The 16890-nt window shown below is 66.1% G+C and carries 16 protein-coding genes; 9 read left to right on the top strand and 7 right to left on the bottom strand.

Annotated features, from left to right (window positions below):
- The first annotated feature begins 303 nt into the window (after nt 1-303).
- The 9 genes from rpmH (at nt 304) to OG452_RS17160 (ending at nt 7179) form a co-directional block, all read left to right on the top strand.
- Nucleotides 304-441, top strand: coding sequence for a 50S ribosomal protein L34 (gene rpmH, locus OG452_RS17120; RefSeq protein WP_030990579.1), 138 nt, complete (start codon nt 304-306; stop codon nt 439-441).
- 18 nt (nt 442-459) lie between these two features.
- Nucleotides 460-831 carry a ribonuclease P protein component gene (gene rnpA / locus OG452_RS17125; protein WP_164258230.1) on the top strand — a complete coding sequence of 124 codons (372 nt, stop codon included), beginning with the start codon at nt 460-462 and terminating at the stop codon, nt 829-831.
- On the top strand, nt 828-1157 hold the full coding sequence (yidD, locus tag OG452_RS17130; RefSeq protein ID WP_250302354.1) for a membrane protein insertion efficiency factor YidD: 330 nt from the start codon (nt 828-830) through the stop codon (nt 1155-1157). Before rnpA ends, yidD begins: the two co-directional genes overlap by 4 nt.
- Before the next feature lie 3 nt (nt 1158-1160).
- Nucleotides 1161-2465 (top strand): membrane protein insertase YidC, encoded by a 1305-nt coding sequence (yidC, locus tag OG452_RS17135; protein WP_327296468.1) that lies wholly within the window; start codon nt 1161-1163, stop codon nt 2463-2465.
- A gap of 15 nt (nt 2466-2480) precedes the next feature.
- Nucleotides 2481-2993 carry a Jag family protein gene (locus tag OG452_RS17140; protein ID WP_327296469.1) on the top strand — a complete coding sequence of 171 codons (513 nt, stop codon included), beginning with the start codon at nt 2481-2483 and terminating at the stop codon, nt 2991-2993.
- Nucleotides 2994-3100: 107 nt separating this feature from the next.
- Nucleotides 3101-3817: a 16S rRNA (guanine(527)-N(7))-methyltransferase RsmG gene (gene rsmG, locus OG452_RS17145; RefSeq protein WP_327296470.1), complete on the top strand. Its 717-nt coding sequence runs from the start codon at nt 3101-3103 to the stop codon at nt 3815-3817.
- Nucleotides 3818-4067: 250 nt separating this feature from the next.
- On the top strand, nt 4068-5144 hold the full coding sequence (locus tag OG452_RS17150; protein ID WP_327299665.1) for an AAA family ATPase: 1077 nt from the start codon (nt 4068-4070) through the stop codon (nt 5142-5144).
- Nucleotides 5141-6253, top strand: a complete 1113-nt coding sequence (locus OG452_RS17155; RefSeq protein WP_327296471.1) for a ParB/RepB/Spo0J family partition protein — start codon at nt 5141-5143, stop codon at nt 6251-6253. Before OG452_RS17150 ends, OG452_RS17155 begins: the two co-directional genes overlap by 4 nt.
- Before the next feature lie 308 nt (nt 6254-6561).
- Complete coding sequence (locus OG452_RS17160; protein ID WP_327296472.1) at nt 6562-7179, top strand: GNAT family N-acetyltransferase; 618 nt, start codon at nt 6562-6564, stop codon at nt 7177-7179.
- 86 nt (nt 7180-7265) lie between these two features.
- Here the strand turns inward: OG452_RS17160 and trxA are convergent, their stop codons facing one another.
- The 7 genes from trxA to OG452_RS17195 form a co-directional block, all read right to left on the bottom strand.
- The gene (gene trxA, locus OG452_RS17165) at nt 7266-7613 is read right to left on the bottom strand and encodes a thioredoxin (protein ID WP_327296473.1); all 348 of its coding nucleotides are present in this window, start codon (nt 7611-7613) and stop codon (nt 7266-7268) included.
- 49 nt (nt 7614-7662) lie between these two features.
- Nucleotides 7663-8637: a thioredoxin-disulfide reductase gene (trxB, locus tag OG452_RS17170; RefSeq protein WP_327296474.1), complete on the bottom strand. Its 975-nt coding sequence runs from the start codon at nt 8635-8637 to the stop codon at nt 7663-7665.
- A 106-nt stretch (nt 8638-8743) separates the two neighbouring features.
- Nucleotides 8744-9193, bottom strand: a complete 450-nt coding sequence (locus OG452_RS17175) for a hypothetical protein (RefSeq protein WP_327296475.1) — start codon at nt 9191-9193, stop codon at nt 8744-8746.
- A 446-nt stretch (nt 9194-9639) separates the two neighbouring features.
- A complete protein-coding gene (sigM, locus tag OG452_RS17180) occupies nt 9640-10350 on the bottom strand; it encodes an RNA polymerase sigma factor SigM (RefSeq protein ID WP_327296476.1) in 711 nt (236 codons plus the stop codon).
- A gap of 25 nt (nt 10351-10375) precedes the next feature.
- Nucleotides 10376-12109: a protein kinase family protein gene (locus OG452_RS17185; protein WP_327296477.1), complete on the bottom strand. Its 1734-nt coding sequence runs from the start codon at nt 12107-12109 to the stop codon at nt 10376-10378.
- Nucleotides 12110-12237: 128 nt separating this feature from the next.
- Nucleotides 12238-14397: a murein biosynthesis integral membrane protein MurJ gene (gene murJ, locus OG452_RS17190; RefSeq protein ID WP_327296478.1), complete on the bottom strand. Its 2160-nt coding sequence runs from the start codon at nt 14395-14397 to the stop codon at nt 12238-12240.
- A 46-nt stretch (nt 14398-14443) separates the two neighbouring features.
- Nucleotides 14444-16738: a DUF6049 family protein gene (locus tag OG452_RS17195; protein WP_327296479.1), complete on the bottom strand. Its 2295-nt coding sequence runs from the start codon at nt 16736-16738 to the stop codon at nt 14444-14446.
- Between the last annotated feature and the right edge of the window lie 152 nt (nt 16739-16890).

Here is a 16890-nt window from a genome sequence, read left to right on the forward strand (position 1 = left end):
GGCAGGAAAAAGACTTGGGAGTTCCGCCAAGGTAGTCAGGGCGACCCGCCCGGTTCAAGTTGTTGTCCACAGCCTGTGCACAGTGGGGTCGCCGTAACGGCCGGTTTGACCGGATGGCGTAGCCGCGCGTACCGTGACCAGGTCGAGTTGTCGATGGCTGCTGCCGCCTGCCTCCGATGGGCAATGATCACGATCTGTGGTCGTGAAGCGGTGCACACGGGCGTATTCGCGAGCTACTCGTGGGCGCACGGTGACAGCCAGGCGATGTCCCGCCATCACCCGATTCTTTTCTGGAGCCCCCGAGTGAGCAAGCGCACCTTCCAGCCGAACAACCGTCGTCGTGCGAAGACCCACGGTTTCCGTCTCCGTATGCGTACGCGCGCCGGTCGCGCCATTCTGGCGACCCGCCGTGGCAAGGGTCGCTCCCGCCTGTCCGCCTGATCTCGTACAGGTCATGACGTGCTGCCTACCGAGAATCGGCTGAGGCGGCGCGAGGACTTCGCAGCCGCAGTACGACGAGGGCGCCGAGCCGGTCGCCCGTTGCTCGTCGTCCATCTACGCAGCGGTACAACGGACCCGCATGTGCCTGGGGAGAGCACTCCCCCGACACGTGCGGGTTTCGTCGTGAGCAAGGCAGTGGGCGGAGCGGTCGTCCGCACCGCTGTGAAGCGGAAGCTTCGCCATCTGGTGCGCGATCGGCTCCCTCAGCTGCCCCCCGGTAGCCTGGTTGTCGTACGGGCGCTGCCCGGCGCGGGCACCGCCGACCATGCACAGCTGGCCCGAGACCTGGATGCCGCCCTGGCGCGGCTGCTGGGAGGGGGCGCGCGATGAAATACCCGCTGCTGGCTCTCATTAAGTTGTACCAGTGGACGATCAGCCCGCTTCTGGGGCCTGTCTGCCGGTACTACCCGTCGTGTTCCCACTACGGATATACGGCTATCGACCGGCACGGTGCGGTGAAGGGAACGGCACTGACGGCCTGGCGCATCCTGCGATGCAATCCCTGGTCGCCGGGTGGCGTGGACCATGTTCCGCCGCGCAAACGTCCGCGTTGGCACGAACTGCTGCGCAACGCGTGGCGGACAAGCAAGGGCGGGCACTCCGGCCAGGAGACCGGCCCGGCCGCAGAGACCTCGCCCAATGCTCAAGGAGCCTGATTAGTGGACACGATTGCCAGTCTGTTCAGTTTTATCACTACCCCAGTTTCGTGGGTCATCGTTCAGTTCCACTCGCTGTACGGAGCCATCTTCGGCCCTGACACCGGTTGGGCCTGGGGCCTGTCCATCGTGTCCCTGGTGGTTCTGATCCGGATCTGCCTGATCCCGCTCTTCGTGAAGCAGATCAAGTCGACCCGTGGCATGCAGGCGCTCCAGCCGAAGATGAAGGCGATCCAGGAGCGCTACAAGAGCGACAAGCAGCGTCAGTCCGAAGAGATGATGAAGCTGTACAAGGAGACGGGTACCAACCCGCTCTCCTCGTGCCTGCCGATCATCGCGCAGTCGCCGTTCTTCTTTGCGCTGTACCACGTGCTCTCTGCCATCGCCAATGGGCAGACGAAGGGGTACATCGACAAGCCGCTCCTGGAGAGCGCGCAGAAGGCACACATCTTCGGTGCCCCGCTGGCCGCGAAGTTCATGGACAGTTCGGACAAGGTGGCGGCGCTCGGTGCCTCGCTGACCGACGTCCGGATCGTCACCGCGGTCATGATCATCATGATGTCGGCGTCGCAGTTCTACACGCAGCGCCAGCTGATGACGAAGAACGTCGACATGTCCGTCAAGACGCCGTTCATGCAGCAGCAGAAGATGTTGATGTACGTCTTCCCGCTGATGTTCGCCGTGATGGGTGTCAACTTCCCCGTCGGTGTCCTCGTGTACTGGCTCACCACCAATGTGTGGACCATGGGGCAGCAGATGTTCGTGATCCACCGGAACCCGACGCCGGGCAGCCAGGCACAGTCCGGCCTGCTGGAGCGGATGCAGAAGCACCTGATCGCGCACGGTTCGACGCGGACGCGTCACCAGCGCAACATCATCAAGGGCATTGCGTCCAAGGAGACGAAGGACCGCAACGAAGCCGAGCGTAAGTTCATCACCACGCTGAGCAAGGCCGGTCTCGTGGCCCAGGCTGATGGCACGGTGGAGAAGAGCGACGCGGCCGTGGCTGCCGAGGCCGAAGGCATCAGCCTGGCAGAGGCCGCGCCGAAGCGTCAGCAGCCCAAGCGCCAGACCAAGGCGAAGCGCCAGACGGGTGGTGCTGCCCAGACGAGCCAGTCGCAGACCGGTGAGGCGAAAGCCGCAGAGAAGCCCGCCGACGCCAAGGCGGCCGATGCTTCTTCCGAGAAGACCTCGCTGGATAAGGGCGAGGCGCAGGCCGACTCCAAGCCAGCTTCCCGTAATGCACGCCAAGCCAAGTCCGGGCAGCGCAAGGGCCAGCAGCGCCCCAAGCACCCGTCCAAGAAGTAAGAAGGAGTCCATCCCGTGACGGAAGGCACCATCACCTCCGCCGCCGCTGAGGGCGACACGCTGAGCAGGCTGGAGCAGGAAGGCGAGATCGCGGCTGACTACCTCGAGGGCCTGCTCGACATCGCTGACCTCGACGGTGATATCGATATGGACGTCGAAGCCGACCGGGCTGCGGTCTCGATCATCAGTGATGCGAGCAGTCGCGATCTTCAGAAGCTCGTGGGACGCGACGGTGAGGTACTGGAGGCCCTCCAGGAGCTCACCAGGCTCGCGGTGCACCGGGAGACCGGGGACCGCAGCCGGCTGATGCTGGACATCGCGGGTTTCCGGGCCAAGAAGCGTGAGGAGCTCGCCGCGCTGGGCGCCAAGGCGGCCGATGAGGTGAAGAGCTCCGGTGAGCCGGTCAAGCTCGACCCGATGACTCCGTTCGAGCGCAAGGTAGTGCACGACGCGATCGCTGCTGCCGGGCTGCGCAGTGAGTCCGAGGGCGAGGAGCCGCAGCGCTTCGTCGTTGTGCTTCCGGCCTGACCGGAGCATTGTTCTGTCGGCCCCGTCTGTTCGCAGGCGGGGCCGATCTTTGTCAGCCTGTTGTCAGCCATCCATGCGGTATCGCGCGGTAAGGAAGGACGGTCCCCGTGACCGAGTCAGCGGAGCTCCCCCAGGCGCCGGAAGTGGCGCATGAGGTTTTCGGGGAGTTCTTCCCGGAAGTCGTTCGGTACGCGGAGCTGCTGGCGGACGCGGGGGTCAAGCGCGGGCTGATCGGACCGCGTGAGGTGCCGAGGCTCTGGGAACGACACCTGTTGAACTGCGCGGTGCTGTCCGAGGTGGTGCCTCGGGGGGTGACCATCTGCGACGTGGGCTCCGGTGCGGGGCTGCCGGGCATCCCACTGGCCCTGGTGCGCAGGGATCTGAAGATCACGTTGCTGGAGCCCCTGCTGCGACGGACCAACTTCCTGCAAGAGGTGGTGGAGCTGCTGGGGCTCGACCATGTGACGGTTGTCCGTGGCCGGGCAGAAGAAGTCCTGGGCAAGCTGCCGCCGGTCCATGTGGTGACGGCCCGCGCGGTAGCTCCGCTGGACCGGCTAGCCGGGTGGGGCGTGCCGCTGCTGCGTCCGTACGGGGAGATGCTGGCCCTCAAGGGCGATACGGCTGAAGAGGAGATTCAGGGCGCCCGGGCAGCACTGAGCAAGCTGGGTGTGGTCGAGACTTCGGTGCTTCAGGTCGGGGAGGGGATCGTCGATCCGCTCTCCACGGTGGTACGGGTCGAGGTGGGGGAGAGCCCCGGGGGGGTGCGCTTCGCTGCGAAGCGGGCGAAGGCGGCTCGGGTGAGCCGGACCCGTCGGCGCCGTTAGTCGGGTTTGGTGGCTGCAATGCCGCTAAAGCTGCTAAATAGGCCCAATTCGGAGTGTCGTGACGCTGTGACGTGGCGGCGAGGGCATCTTGTTTCACGTGAAACGTCGCTCTCTGCTGCATGGGATCATCAGTCGCAGTCGCGCGGCCACCACGCCGCGTGACCGAAGGCCCTTCGGGGTCACAGAGTTGTCCACAAAGGTGGATTCATCCACAGAAGAACATGCCTCGCTGGTTCACAACCCCGAAAGCATGGCAGGCTCTGTGCATTGTGAGCCTGAAGTCGAGGAGAGTGAATCCTTGCGGTCCGACGCCAACATCGCGGGACCGATGACCGATCCGGTCCCCGGTCCCCGTACCGAGTCGGCGGCAGAAGTTGTTTCACGTGAAACACCGCCGCCGATGGACGACACCCCTATTGGTCGCGCTGCCCAACTGGCTGTAGAAGCTCTCGGCCGTGCCGGAGAAGGTCTGCCCCGGCCGGAGCAGACGCGCGTCATGGTGGTCGCCAATCAGAAGGGCGGCGTCGGCAAGACCACAACAACGGTCAACCTCGCCGCCTCGCTCGCGCTGCACGGCGCGCGTGTGCTGGTGATTGACCTGGATCCTCAGGGAAACGCCTCCACGGCACTGGGGATCGACCATCACTCCGAAGTTCCATCGATCTACGACGTCCTTGTAGAGAGCCGGCCGCTCTCCGAGGTGGTCCAGCCCGTTCCTGATGTCGAGGGTCTCTTCTGTGCCCCGGCCACCATCGATCTCGCGGGCGCTGAGATCGAGTTGGTGTCCCTCGTGGCTCGGGAGAGCCGCCTCCAGCGAGCGCTCCAGGCGTATGAACAGCCACTGGACTACATCCTCATCGACTGTCCACCATCCTTGGGCCTGCTGACCGTCAACGCGATGGTGGCGGGCGCTGAGGTGCTGATCCCGATTCAGTGCGAGTACTACGCACTTGAGGGGCTAGGACAGCTGCTGCGGAATGTCGATCTGGTCCGAGGACATCTCAACCCCGAGCTTCATGTGTCGACGATTCTGCTCACCATGTACGACGGCAGAACTCGTCTTGCCTCGCAGGTGGCAGATGAGGTGCGCAGCCACTTCGTCCACGAGGTCCTGAAGACCAGCATTCCGCGGTCGGTTCGGATCTCCGAGGCCCCGAGCTACGGGCAGACGGTCCTCACCTATGACCCCGGGTCCAGCGGTTCGCTGTCGTACCTTGAAGCGGCCCGCGAGATCGCGCTGCGAGGCGTCGGTGTGCACTACGAGGGCCGGCACGCACAAACGGGCAGCCAGAACAGTCAGCAGAGCATCTCGGAGGGGATCCAGTGAGTGAGCGACGCAGGGGGTTGGGACGTGGGCTCGGTGCACTGATCCCCGCCGCACCGCAGGAGAAGGTGGGGCTCGCAGGCGCCGATGCACCGTCCACTGCCGGGGCTTCACCAGTGATGACGGCCGAGCGGGGCGTGGCGGCAGCGAAACTGGCGGCCTTGCCTACCGGGGCTGTTTCACGGGAATCGATGGTTCCTGCGCAGGAGTCGGGGCCCCCAGCCGCGGCCGAACAGGTGGAGCCTGCGGGGGCCTACTTCGCCGAGCTACCGCTCGACGCGATCACCCCCAACCCGCGCCAGCCGCGTGAGGTGTTCGACGACGACGCTCTTGCTGAGCTTGTCTCCTCCATCAGGGAGGTGGGCCTCCTGCAGCCAGTCGTCGTACGTCAGGCCGGCGCAGAACGCTTCGAGCTCATCATGGGCGAGCGGCGTTGGCGGGCCTGCCGTGAGGCGGGTCTGGAGCGCATCCCGGCCATCGTCCGGGCCACGGACGACGAGAAGCTCCTTCTGGACGCGCTGCTGGAGAACCTCCACCGTTCTCAGCTGAACCCCCTTGAAGAGGCTGCCGCTTACGATCAGTTGCTCAAGGACTTCAACTGCACACACGATCAGCTCGCTGACCGGATCGGTCGTTCAAGGCCGCAGGTGTCCAACACGTTGCGACTGTTGAGGCTCTCACCGCCGGTGCAGCGCCGGGTTGCTGCCGGAGTCCTGTCCGCAGGACATGCCCGGGCACTCCTGTCGGTGGACGATTCCGAGGAGCAGGACCGGTTGGCGCACCGCATTGTGGCGGAGGGGCTCTCGGTGCGTGCGGTCGAGGAGATCGTCACGCTGATGCAGTCGCATCCGCAGAGCTCTCCGAAGGCCAAGGGACCGCGGGCTGGAGGGCGGGTGTCGCCGGCACTCTCCGACCTTGCCTCACGGCTCTCGGACCGTTTCGAGACGCGGGTGAAGGTCGATCTGGGCCAGAAGAAGGGGAAGATCGTCGTCGAGTTCGCTTCGATGGATGATCTGGACCGGATTCTCGGTTCGCTCGCTCCCGGCGAGGGACGAGTCCTGGAGAAGCGGCCCGCAGACGAAGCCGAAGCCGTCGAAGAGGACCAGAACTAAGTCTGCGGCCGGGTATCTGTTCAGAGGGCGGGGCGCATCCGGTAGGCCGGAACACGCCCCGCCCTTTGCTTTCTCACGGTATCCGTCCGATCGCCGGGATGGATACGATGCGGTCTGGTATGGCGCATCCACCTTGATCCACCGCGGAGGGGGGCAGGGCCCATGCGAACGGTGAACCGCAGCCGACTGGTGACTGCTGGACTGGGGCTGGGAGTGGTCGGCGGATTCGTCGGCAGCCTGCTCAGGGAGTGGAGCGTGCGGAGCGCCGCTTGCGAAGCGGCGGGTGAGAGAAGTGAGGAACACCGTTCATGGGGCGTCGGCTTGCACCGCTCACGCTGGACAACCTTCCGGACCTTCCCAAGCGTTGCCGTTCATGTGTCTTCTGGGAGCTCGATCCAGTCAGCGGGGAAGCCGCGATAGAGGCCGGTACCCCAGAGCTGGAGAAGGAAGCATGGATCTCGGCCGTGCTGCTGGAGTGGGGTTCCTGCGGCCGGGTCGTCTATGTCGATGACATGCCGGTGGGTTTCGTTCTCTATGCGCCGCCCGCCTATGTGCCGCGCTCGCTTGCCTTTCCGACGAGTCCCGTCTCTCCCGACGCTGTGCAGCTGATAACGGCGTGGATCACGCCGGGGTTTCAGGGGCAGGGACTGGGGCGGGTACTGGTCCAGACGGTAGCCAAGGATCTGCTGCGGAGGAACTTCAAGGCGATCGAGGTATTCGGCAATGCTCGCTGGAAGGAGCCCGCGTGTCTGCTCCCTGCGGATCATCTGCTGGCGGTCGGGTTCAAGACGGTACGACCGCATCCGAACTACCCGAGGCTGCGGCTTGAGTTGCGTACAACTCTGTCCTGGAAGGAAGACGTGGAGCTTGCGCTGGACCGCCTTCTGGGCGCAGTCAAGAAGGACCCAGTGCTGCGCCCGTTGTGAGGATCGCTCTCCCAGAAGCCACCACAGCGCGAAAACAGGGGCCGCCCTTGAGGGCAGCCCCTGTTTCACGTGAAACGTAGATGACGTCAGGCCTTGGTGGCCTCGTCGCCGATGAAGCTCTCAAGGTCGCGAATGATCGCGGCCTTCGGCTTGGCGCCGACGATAGTCTTGGCCACCTCGCCGGCCTGGTAGACGTTGAGCGTCGGAATCGACATCACGCCGTACTTTGCGGCAGTGCCCGGGTTCTCGTCGATGTTGAGCTTGACGACCTCGATCTGGTCACCGTACTCGGCTGCGATTGCCTCGAGGGACGGAGCAATCTGGCGGCACGGACCGCACCAGGCGGCCCAGAAGTCGACCAGTACGGGCTTGCCGCTCTTGAGGACATCCTGTTCGAAGGAGTCGTCAGTCACGTTCTTCAGGGTGCCGGCCACGGCGGGCTCCTCTTTCTTCACGGGGTGTTCGGGTCGGGAAATGCGGTGATCAGATGCTGGCGATCTTCTCGGGCTCTGCGGCCTTCTCGCTGTCGGCCAGGGCAGCCAGGAAGCGCTCTGCGTCGAGGGCAGCGGAGCAGCCCGTCCCAGCAGCGGTGATGGCCTGCCGGTAGGTGTGGTCAACGACGTCACCAGCGCCGAAGACACCGGTGAGATTGGTCCGGGTCGAAGGGGCGTCGACCTTCAGGTAGCCCTCGTCGTCCAGGTCCAGCTGGCCCTTGAACAGTTCGGTGCGCGGATCGTGTCCGACGGCGATGAACAGGCCTGTCACCGGCAGCTCGGAGGTCTTGCCAGTCTTGGTATTGCGCAGTGTCAGGCTGGAGAGCTTCTGTTCGCCGTGGATCACAGCCACCTCGCTGTCCCATGCGAACTTGATCTTCGGGTCGGCGACGGCCCGGTCCTGCATGGCCTTCGAGGCGCGCAAGGTGTCCCGCCGGTGGACGATGGTGACGGACTTGGCGAACCGGGAGAGGAAGGTGGCTTCCTCCATCGCGGTGTCGCCGCCGCCGACGACGGCGATGTCTTGGTCCTTGAAGAAGAAGCCGTCGCAGGTGGCACACCAGGAGACGCCGCGTCCGGAGAGGGCGTCCTCGTTCGGGAGGCCCAGCTTGCGGTGCTGCGAGCCGGTCGTGACGATGACGGCCTTGGCCTGGTGCACAGTGCCGGCGGTGTCGGTGACGGTCTTGATCTCGCCGCTCAGGTCGACGGCCACGATGTCGTCAGGAACCAGCTCGGCACCGAAGCGCTCTGCCTGGGCGCGCATGCTGTCCATCAGGTCAGGACCCATGATGCCGTCCTGGAATCCGGGGAAGTTCTCCACCTCGGTGGTGTTCATGAGCGCACCACCAGCGGTCACGGCACCTTCGAAGACCAGCGGCTGCAGTGACGCGCGCGCGGTATAGAGCGCGGCGGTGTAACCGGCGGGCCCGGAGCCGATAATGATCACGTTACGGACGTCGCTCACGGGTTTCTTCCTCGTCTCTGCGGACTGCTTGCTGCCTACTGGGGCCAGGTCCAGCGGACTCTCACCCCACCCAACGGATCCTACGGGGCGTGCATTCCCTTGAGGGTCAGCGGCGAGGATAGACGTGGGTCAGGAGCACCTTGCCGCGAGTGGACGGCGTGGCATGAATGCATGCCGCGTCTACGACATAAGCCTGGACCCGGGTGTTATCAGTGGGGTGCGGCAGCACGACGAGGAAGGCATCGGAACCCTTGTAGGTGCCCTTCTGGGCGGCGATCGGACCTTCATCGCGTCCTATGCCCTTCTCGACACAGCGCGGTACTGCCACGTCGAGTCCCTTCTTGAGCGTCGTCGGGCCGGAGTCCATGTGGACCGATGGAGCTTCCTTCTCCTCTGGGGAGACTGTGGACCCCATGGCATCCGAGGCGAGCAGGGAGTGCACCTGGCCCTGCAGGGCGGCATCAACGAATACAGGTGTCCCCCCGCGCTTCGATGTCTTTCCCGTGGCACTGGTGTCACCGCCCGAGGTGGTGGGCGACGACTGCAGGAAGAACACGCCGATACCGATGACAGCTGCGCCGAAGACCGCGCTGAGAGCAGCGACGTGACGTCGTCGCCTCGCTGTACGGGTACGGTCGGGTCCTGTACCGGCACGTGGACGCCCTGACGGGTGGTTGCGGGGGACGGGTTCGGCGCTGCGGGACGGTAGCGATGTTTCACGTGAAACGTGAGCCGCTCCCCCGTGGGGGGTGGCTTCGAGCAGTGACTCCGCGGCCAGAGCTGCGTCCATACGCTCAGCTATGTCGGCCGGCATGAGTACTGGCCCGGGCACGGTAGTGAGCAGCTCTTGAATCTCCTGGAGGGAGTCCCTGACATCGGAACAGAGTGAACAGGCGTCGATGTGCTGCTGCATTTCCACTGCGCGGGATGGCGCAAGGAGACCTTCAGCGAGATCAGCGATCTCCGAGACATCGGGATGCTGAGACGTGTCAGCCGTCGATGTCATGCGCGTCCACCTCCGCCCTTCACTGCAGCAGGATTCTGTGGTCCCGCGTCCATCGGTCTCGACGCAGGTGGGACGGACGCTCCCGGAATCCGGTTCCTTCCCGCGTCGTGCGGGGTGTCGTTTCCCGTCTCCGCCGGGGGGCGGAGGTGTGCGAGGAGTGGCAGGAGTCTCGCCCGCCCGCGTGCACAGCGACTCTTCACGGTGCCGATAGGCACATCAAGGATCTGTGCGGCCTCGGCAACGGGGTAGCCCTGCATATCGACGAGGACGAGGGCAGCTCGCTGTTCCGCGGGGAGGGTTCTCATAGCTTTGATCAGTTCGCGGTGCAAGTCCTGGCGCTCTGCTGGTGCCTCGGCGGATTCATGAGGTTCGAGGAGCTGATCGAGGCGCTCCGTGTCATCGACGGGTGAAGTCTTCCGCGTCGCGGCTTTACGGGCTCGGTCGAGGCAGGCGTTGACCGTGATGCGGTGCAGCCAGGTAGTGACGGCGGACTGGCCGCGGAAGGTGTGTGCAGCACGGTAGGCGGAGACCAGGGCGTCCTGGACGGCATCGGCAGCCTCCTCGCGGTCGCCGAGCGTGCGCAGAGCGACGGCCCAGAGCCGGTCTCGATGGCGCCGGACCAGCTCACCGAAGGCGTCGGGGTCGCCGGCGACGTGGGCAGCCAGCAGCTCCTGGTCGCCGGCGGTACCGAGCGCGGTGTCGTCCAACGGTGAGCCCCTCCCCTGTCCCTGCTCAGCCGGAGAACTTCACATCCGTTATGGCCTGCTTGTAACCCGCTTCGCTGTACTGGTCTCCGGGTGAATCCGGCATGGCCGTAATCCAGACCAGTACATAGCGCGTCTTCACCGGTTTGTCCGCCTTGAAACGCGCTGCGGTGCCATTGGTGCTCGTGGAAGTGATCTTCTTCATCGAGCTCAGTGACGCTGACGAGGACAGTGAATCGGCTGCGTACAGGGAGATCGCGGTCTCGTTGCCCGAGTAGAGCAGCCCTATGGAGGCAGCCGATACGTCCTTCGCGGAACCCAGGTCGTAGACGATCCCCACCCCCTGCTTGAAGGGGGCCAGCTGGGGGCCGTCCTTGAAGGAGTAGGTACGCCAGTACGTCGAGCTGTCGCCGTCGTAGGTCTTCCCGACATCGCCGGGGTGCTGGGGCTTACCGTCGGGGTAGTACTCGGCTGCGTCCTTTACCGGGAGCGGCTGAAGAGCCTTCTGCTCGGTGGTGCCGTTGTTGTTGCCGTTGTTGGTCTGATTGGTGCCTGTACCGCCGGAGTCCTTGTTCCGGTCCAGAAGCGTGTCGGCGAGCTGCCAGCTGCCCAGACCCAGCGCGGCGATCAGCAGCGCGGAGACAGCCCACTTGAGTACCTTGCCGGTGCGGCCCTGGAGCGGCGGCGGAGGAGCGGCCACCGGCTGGGCCGGTGCCACCCTGGCGCCGACCGCCGGACGGCCGTAAGTCCCCTGCTGGTAATTCGTGCGCTGGTACTCGGGGGGCGGGGTGTAGGCGGGCTCCGGTGGACGGATCCGGGGCATGGCGGCGACGGCCTTGGCGAGCTCGTCGGGGGTGGTGCAGGGCGGTTCCTGACGAGATGCGGTGGCGCCGTCATTGGCCAGGGCGCGCATGGCGATCTCCGCGAGACCGCGGTTGACGCCGGCCCGTACCTGGTCCGGGGGGATCAGGCCGACGCCCTTGGGCAGGCCGGAGAGACCGTAGGCATCGGTTTCGTAGGGCCAGCGCTGGGTCAGCGCGGCATACAGCAGGGCGCCGATGGCCTCTGTGTCGGTCCGCTGCGGGGTGTCAGAGGTGATGCCGCGCAGGGCGGCGTTTACCGCTAGGCCGCGGATGCGGTACTGGCCGGAAGAGGTACGCAGGACCGCGCCGGGTGTGAGCCTGAGGTGGGACAGGCCCTCCCGGTGCGCGGCGGCCATGGCTTGGGAGACCTGACTGACCAGCTGGTAGGCGTCGTGCGCCTCCAGGGGGCCGGAAGCGAGCAGCGTGGTGATTTCTGTCGCGTCGGGCAGCCATTCGTGCACGACATAGACGAGATCGTTCTCCTCGACGGCATCCAGGACCTGTACGAAGCGCGGGTCGCCGAGAAGGGCAGAGGACCGGGCGGCCGCGAGCACGGCGCGCGCCCGGGCGTGATCAGCGGGGAGCAGATGCACTCCGACAGCGCGCCGGAGCTTCTCGTCGACCGCACGCCAGCTGCTGAAACCGTCCAGACGGGTGACGCACTCCTCAAGCCGGTAGCGTCTGGCGAGCTTGTGCCCGCTATGGAGCTCGGGCGCCGCCTCGGGCTCCGTCGGCTTCTTCGCGCTCTCCTCGTCCTGGGTGCTTTCACCGGCCGTGGTGTCAGCCGTTTCCTGAGGTTCCACCGTGCCGTCGGCCGTGGCCTTGTCCGCCTTGGCGGCCAGCGGCTTGTCGCCACTGTTGTCAGCCACGTCGACGGCAGCCGTGCTACGTTCCGCCACCGTCGTTCCTGCCTCCCCATCCGTTGCGCGCTGTCGGCCAGTCTGCAAAGCCATGCCAATTGTGCCCACAGTCCGACGCTATGCACGACACGCGGCGTCGGACGATGGTTGTGCGATCCGGTCGGCGCCTAGCGGCCGAGGCGACCGCGCACCATGGCAACCATCGAGTTGAGCTCGGCGATCCGCATGCGCTTCGCGGCGATGAAGAACACACCGAGAAGTACTGCGCTGCCGACGATGAGCGCTGCCAGCGAGCCCAGCACACCCACTCCGAGCACCCGGATGATGCCGAATCCGGCAGCCCCGCCGACGATGGCTCCCGGGAGGGAAGCCAGTGCCAGGCGGGCGTACGTACGAAGGATGTGCGTCCCGTCCAGGTCGCCGCCCAGGCGGTTGCGCAGCCTCCGCCAGGCGATCCCGACACCGACTGCGTAAGCCAGACCGTAGGAGGCGGCCATGCCGACCACCGCCCACTGGGCGGGGAGGACGACGTAGCAGAGTGCGGAGGCCGCGGCGTTGACTGCTGCGACGATGACCGTGTTGTAGAAGGGGGTACGGGTGTCCTCGTACGCGTAGAAGCCACGCAGGACGACGTACTGCACCGAGTAGGGGATCAGGCCGAGGGCGAAGGCCATCAGGACGTAGCCCATGGACTCGGAGGCCTGTACGCCGCTGGAGGCGAACAGCAGGGTGCAGACCGGTACGCCCAGGGCGAGGAATACGAAGGAGACCGGAACGATCGCCACGGCGGAGTTCCGCAGTCCCTGTGAGATGTCGTCGCGGACCGCGCCGACATCTCCGTCATTGGCGGCGCGGGAGATCCGCGGCAGCAGGGCGGCCATGACCGAGACGGTGATGATGGCCTGGGGCATGCCCCAGATCAGCTGCGCGTTCGAGTAGGCCATGATCCCCGCCCCCGACCGGCCGGAGGCCTTGCCTGCGGCGGTGGCGAGCTGGGTGACCACCAGGACACCCGCCTGGTTGGCGAGGACGAACAGGACCGTCCACTTGGCGAGCTTCACGGCCTTGCCGAGACCGTGTCCGCGCCAGTCGAAGCGCGGGCGGAAGCGGAAGCCGGCCTCACGCAGGTACGGGATCATCGACAGGGCCTGGACGGTCAGACCCAGCAGGGTGCCGATTCCGAGCAGCCGCACCCCGTCCGCGGGGATGGTCGTCACCTTCATGTGGGAGTCGGCAGAGGTGCCATAGACCCAGATGAACAGTCCGAAGGTGGAGATCATGACGATGTTGTTGAGGACCGGAGTCCACATCATCGCACCGAACTTTCCGCGGGCGTTCAGGATCTGCCCCATCACGACGTGCACACCCATGAAGAAGATGGTGGGCAGGCAGTAGCGCGCGAAGGTGACAGCGACGTTGTTGGCTGCCGGATCGTCGGCGATGGGCAAGGACATCAGCCGGATCAGCAGCGGCGCCGCGAAGACCGCGAGACCGACGATGATGCCGAGGGCCACCATGACGACGGTGAGCAGACGGTTGGCGTAGGCCTCCCCGCCGTCGTCATCCTCCTTCATCGAGCGCACGAGCTGCGGCACGAATACGGAGTTGAGCCCGCCGCCCACGGTCAGGATGTAGATCATGGTGGGCAGTGTGTAGGCCACGGTGAAGGAGTCACCGAGCGTCGCCGCACCGAGCGCGGCAGTGATCACCATGGTGCGTACAAAGCCAGTGAGGCGGGAGACCAGGGTCCCCGCGGCCATCACCGCGCTCGACTTGAGCAGGCCGGATGCGCCACCCGACTTCTCGGGGAGAGGGGCTGGGGCGGGCTCCTGCTCGCCCCCGGGAGGCGGAGCGGGGGCGGCCCCCTGCTGGTCCCGGAAGAGATGGGCGAACGCGTCCTGCTGTTCCGGTTCGTCGGCTGCCTGGGTCACCAGGTCGTCGACCCCCACGAACTGGGTCGTTGCGTCATCCCCGTACGGAAGGTAGCGGGACGGGCCCTCGGGCTCCGGGGCTGGGGTCTGTGCCCATACCCGAGGGTCCGGCGGGTACTGCGCCGCAGGCGGCTGCTGGTACATCGGCTGCGGCTCGGTGTAGGCACCTGGGGGCGGCGGGGGGTGGGACGCACGGTCGTAGAGCGCCTCCGCCACCGGGTCCTGGGCACCGAGACCGTGCGCCCCATACGGGTCGTAGCTGTAGGCGTCCTGGACATACGGATCCGGGGCAGGCTGGTTCTGGCCGGCCGCGGGGGGCTCGGGAGGCGTCCCACCGGAATACGCAGCCCCGCCCCCAGCACCCTGGTCACGGTCACCGTCGTACGGCGCGTTCATTGGTTACCCCACCTCATCGTCCCCGGCCGGCCGGCCACGACATCGCTCAACGGTCCACTTTCTCACCCGTGCCCGGCGGGTTACCGTTTTCCGCTCCGGTGTCCGTCTCCGGGTCACTCGGCTGCTCCGGGTCATCGCCCCCGGCAGCGGCCGCACGAGCGGCGGTCCGCTTGCGGTGCGTGTACATCCGGATTCCGGCGAGCACCAGAAGCAGCAGACCTCCGGCGATCACCAGCATGACCGTCAGTGTCATCTCCGAGACTGTCACTGTGAAGGGCATGGCCTTCGCAGTGCCGTACGGCGTGCCGTCCTCGGTGAACAGCTGCGCATACACCCTGACGGGCCCGTTGGCGTTGATCGACGTAGTGAACTTCACCGTCTGGCTGTGACCGCCCGCGATCTCCAGAGGCTGCTCGGCGACGGCCGCCTTGTCGTCTCCGAGCTGCAGACGGTTGGGGCTGGTCGAGCGCAGTTTCAGCACCAGATGCTTGACGGGCTGAAGCAGCTTGTTCTGCACGGTCACCGGGATCGTCGCACTGCGTCCGGACAGTGTCATGTCGGACTTCTGGACGATCTGCACCTCGCCGGTGAGGCTCCGCAGATAGGACTGGACCCCGCTTCGGTAGGCCCTTGCCCCCTTGGTATCCCCCCGCCACGAGGTCGCCAGGGACCGGTCCATGGCGTTGCTGAACGGCGTCACCACCCGATCCGGCTGACTAAGGATGATCTTGAAGTTGTCGAGCGTCGACTGCGTGGTCCTGACGTCCTGGAACGCCTTCACTGGCAGCTCCTGGCGGCGCAGGGACGACGGGTACACCGATGAGCTCGGCACCGTCGTCGTCGCATTGGGGTCCGCCTTGGCCTTGGCCGCGTCGATGAGGTTGAGGGGCTGGGTCCAGCGGTTCTCGTCCAGAGTGCGCAGCGCGCTCGCCATCGACTGTGCCTGGCTGACGGAGGGCATCCGCTGGGGGGCGACGACGATGCTGCGCTGCTTGGAGGGCTCCTGCAGGTTCAGAGCCAGGGACTGGGCGAGGTAGTTCTGCACCGCGAGAGTGGAGGCACCTGCCTCGGCCATGTCGCCCTGGAAGGCATTGGAGAGCCGGGAGTCGGAAACCACGGCCGTGGTGCCGCCGCCGATGGGCCGGGCCGCTGTGGGCGTGTACGGCAGTCCGGCCGTCTCCTCCAGGCTGTCGCTGCTGGCGATCACGTTGTGCGCCCCGGCAGAGGTGGCCACATCAACGATCGAAGGGTCGATCGCGCCACTGGCCGGCCAGGCGAAATCGGTGGACGCCTTCACGTGCAGGATCGTCTGCACGGTCGTGCCGGCGATCTCGGTGGCCGACTGCAGATGGCTCAGCGCGCCGGGGACGTTCTTGCCGTGGTGGGCCAGAGAGGCAAGATCGGGATCCGCGAACGGCAGCGCGACGACCTTCTGGCCCTTTACCGCGTCCTCCAGGTCGCTCAGCCACTTCTTGGCGACGGCCTGGTTCTTGCCCGCGACCTGGGTGTCTCCTACCTGGATCTGATAGTTCCGGGTCATCGCGTCGACGCTCGCCAGCAGATCCGGATCGATGACCCACGTGACCGGCAGGGAGCGGCCCAGCGAGACCATCTGCTCCAGTCGGCCGCCGGGCGCGAGCTCCTCCGCCAGGTCGTCGTTCTCGAAGACCGGCGTCTGCTGGGCGTCGGTGCTGGTCTCGGCTCGCAGATGGACCTTCGAGATGAGCGGCCACACCGAGGTGATCTGTGTCTTCTTGCTCTGCGGTGTGGGCTGCCAGGGCAGGAAGGTCCGCTGGATGCCGAGCACCTGCTCGTACGGGGCGCCGGCCGTCTGCCCGGAGAGCGAGACGCCGAGCTGGTACACGCCGTCCACACCGAGATCCATCTTGCTCACGGGGACCGAGATCGAGAAGTCCTCGCTGATCCCCGGGGGCAGCTTCGCGAATTTCGCCGTGTACTTGCCGCCGATTTCCCGGGGGTCTGCACCCGGGAGGTCAGAGGAGTGCTTCGTCGCGTCGTCGATGGCGGATCTGCCGGCCAGGCGCGGTCCCACGCGAACACCGACGTGGGCGTCGGTGACGGTCTCCATGTGCTTGTTCGTCACCGTCCCCGTGATGGTGACGCTGTCGCCCTTCACCGGTGCGCTGGGGGACAGCGCATCGAGACTGACGGCTACGGCGCCGGTACTCTGCGCGGTGACTGCGGCCTGTGCAGGGGCCGCTGCCGGGCCGTAGATAAGGCCCGCCATGAGCGTTCCACCGGCGAGCAGCGACGCTGTGCGCCGCAGCCACCGGCGGGCAGGAGAGGGAGTCATCTCCTGGAAGTGTGCCGCCTCGGCCACGCGCTTGCCCGTCCCTCGTCTTCGTCAGCTGATTCGGTGGTTCTCGGTTGCTGCGTCCACGCATGGTAACGATGTGCCCTGGGCCCAAGTGCCGCGGACTGCTCCACATGATCAGGAGAGGGGTCACAGCTGCCGGGAAATGGGGACGCTCC

This window comes from Streptomyces sp. NBC_01197, assembly GCF_036010505.1.
Taxonomy (GTDB): Bacteria; Actinomycetota; Actinomycetes; order Streptomycetales; family Streptomycetaceae; genus Streptomyces.

Coding starts and splice junctions, on each gene's coding strand:
- OG452_RS17150 (WP_327299665.1), top strand. CDS start 4,068: ATGGCAGGCTCTGTGCATTGTGAGCCTGAAGTCGAGGAGAGTGAATCC.
- yidD (WP_250302354.1), top strand. CDS start 828: ATGAAATACCCGCTGCTGGCTCTCATTAAGTTGTACCAGTGGACGATC.
- murJ (WP_327296478.1), bottom strand. CDS start 14,397: ATGAACGCGCCGTACGACGGTGACCGTGACCAGGGTGCTGGGGGCGGG.
- OG452_RS17160 (WP_327296472.1), top strand. CDS start 6,562: ATGGGGCGTCGGCTTGCACCGCTCACGCTGGACAACCTTCCGGACCTT.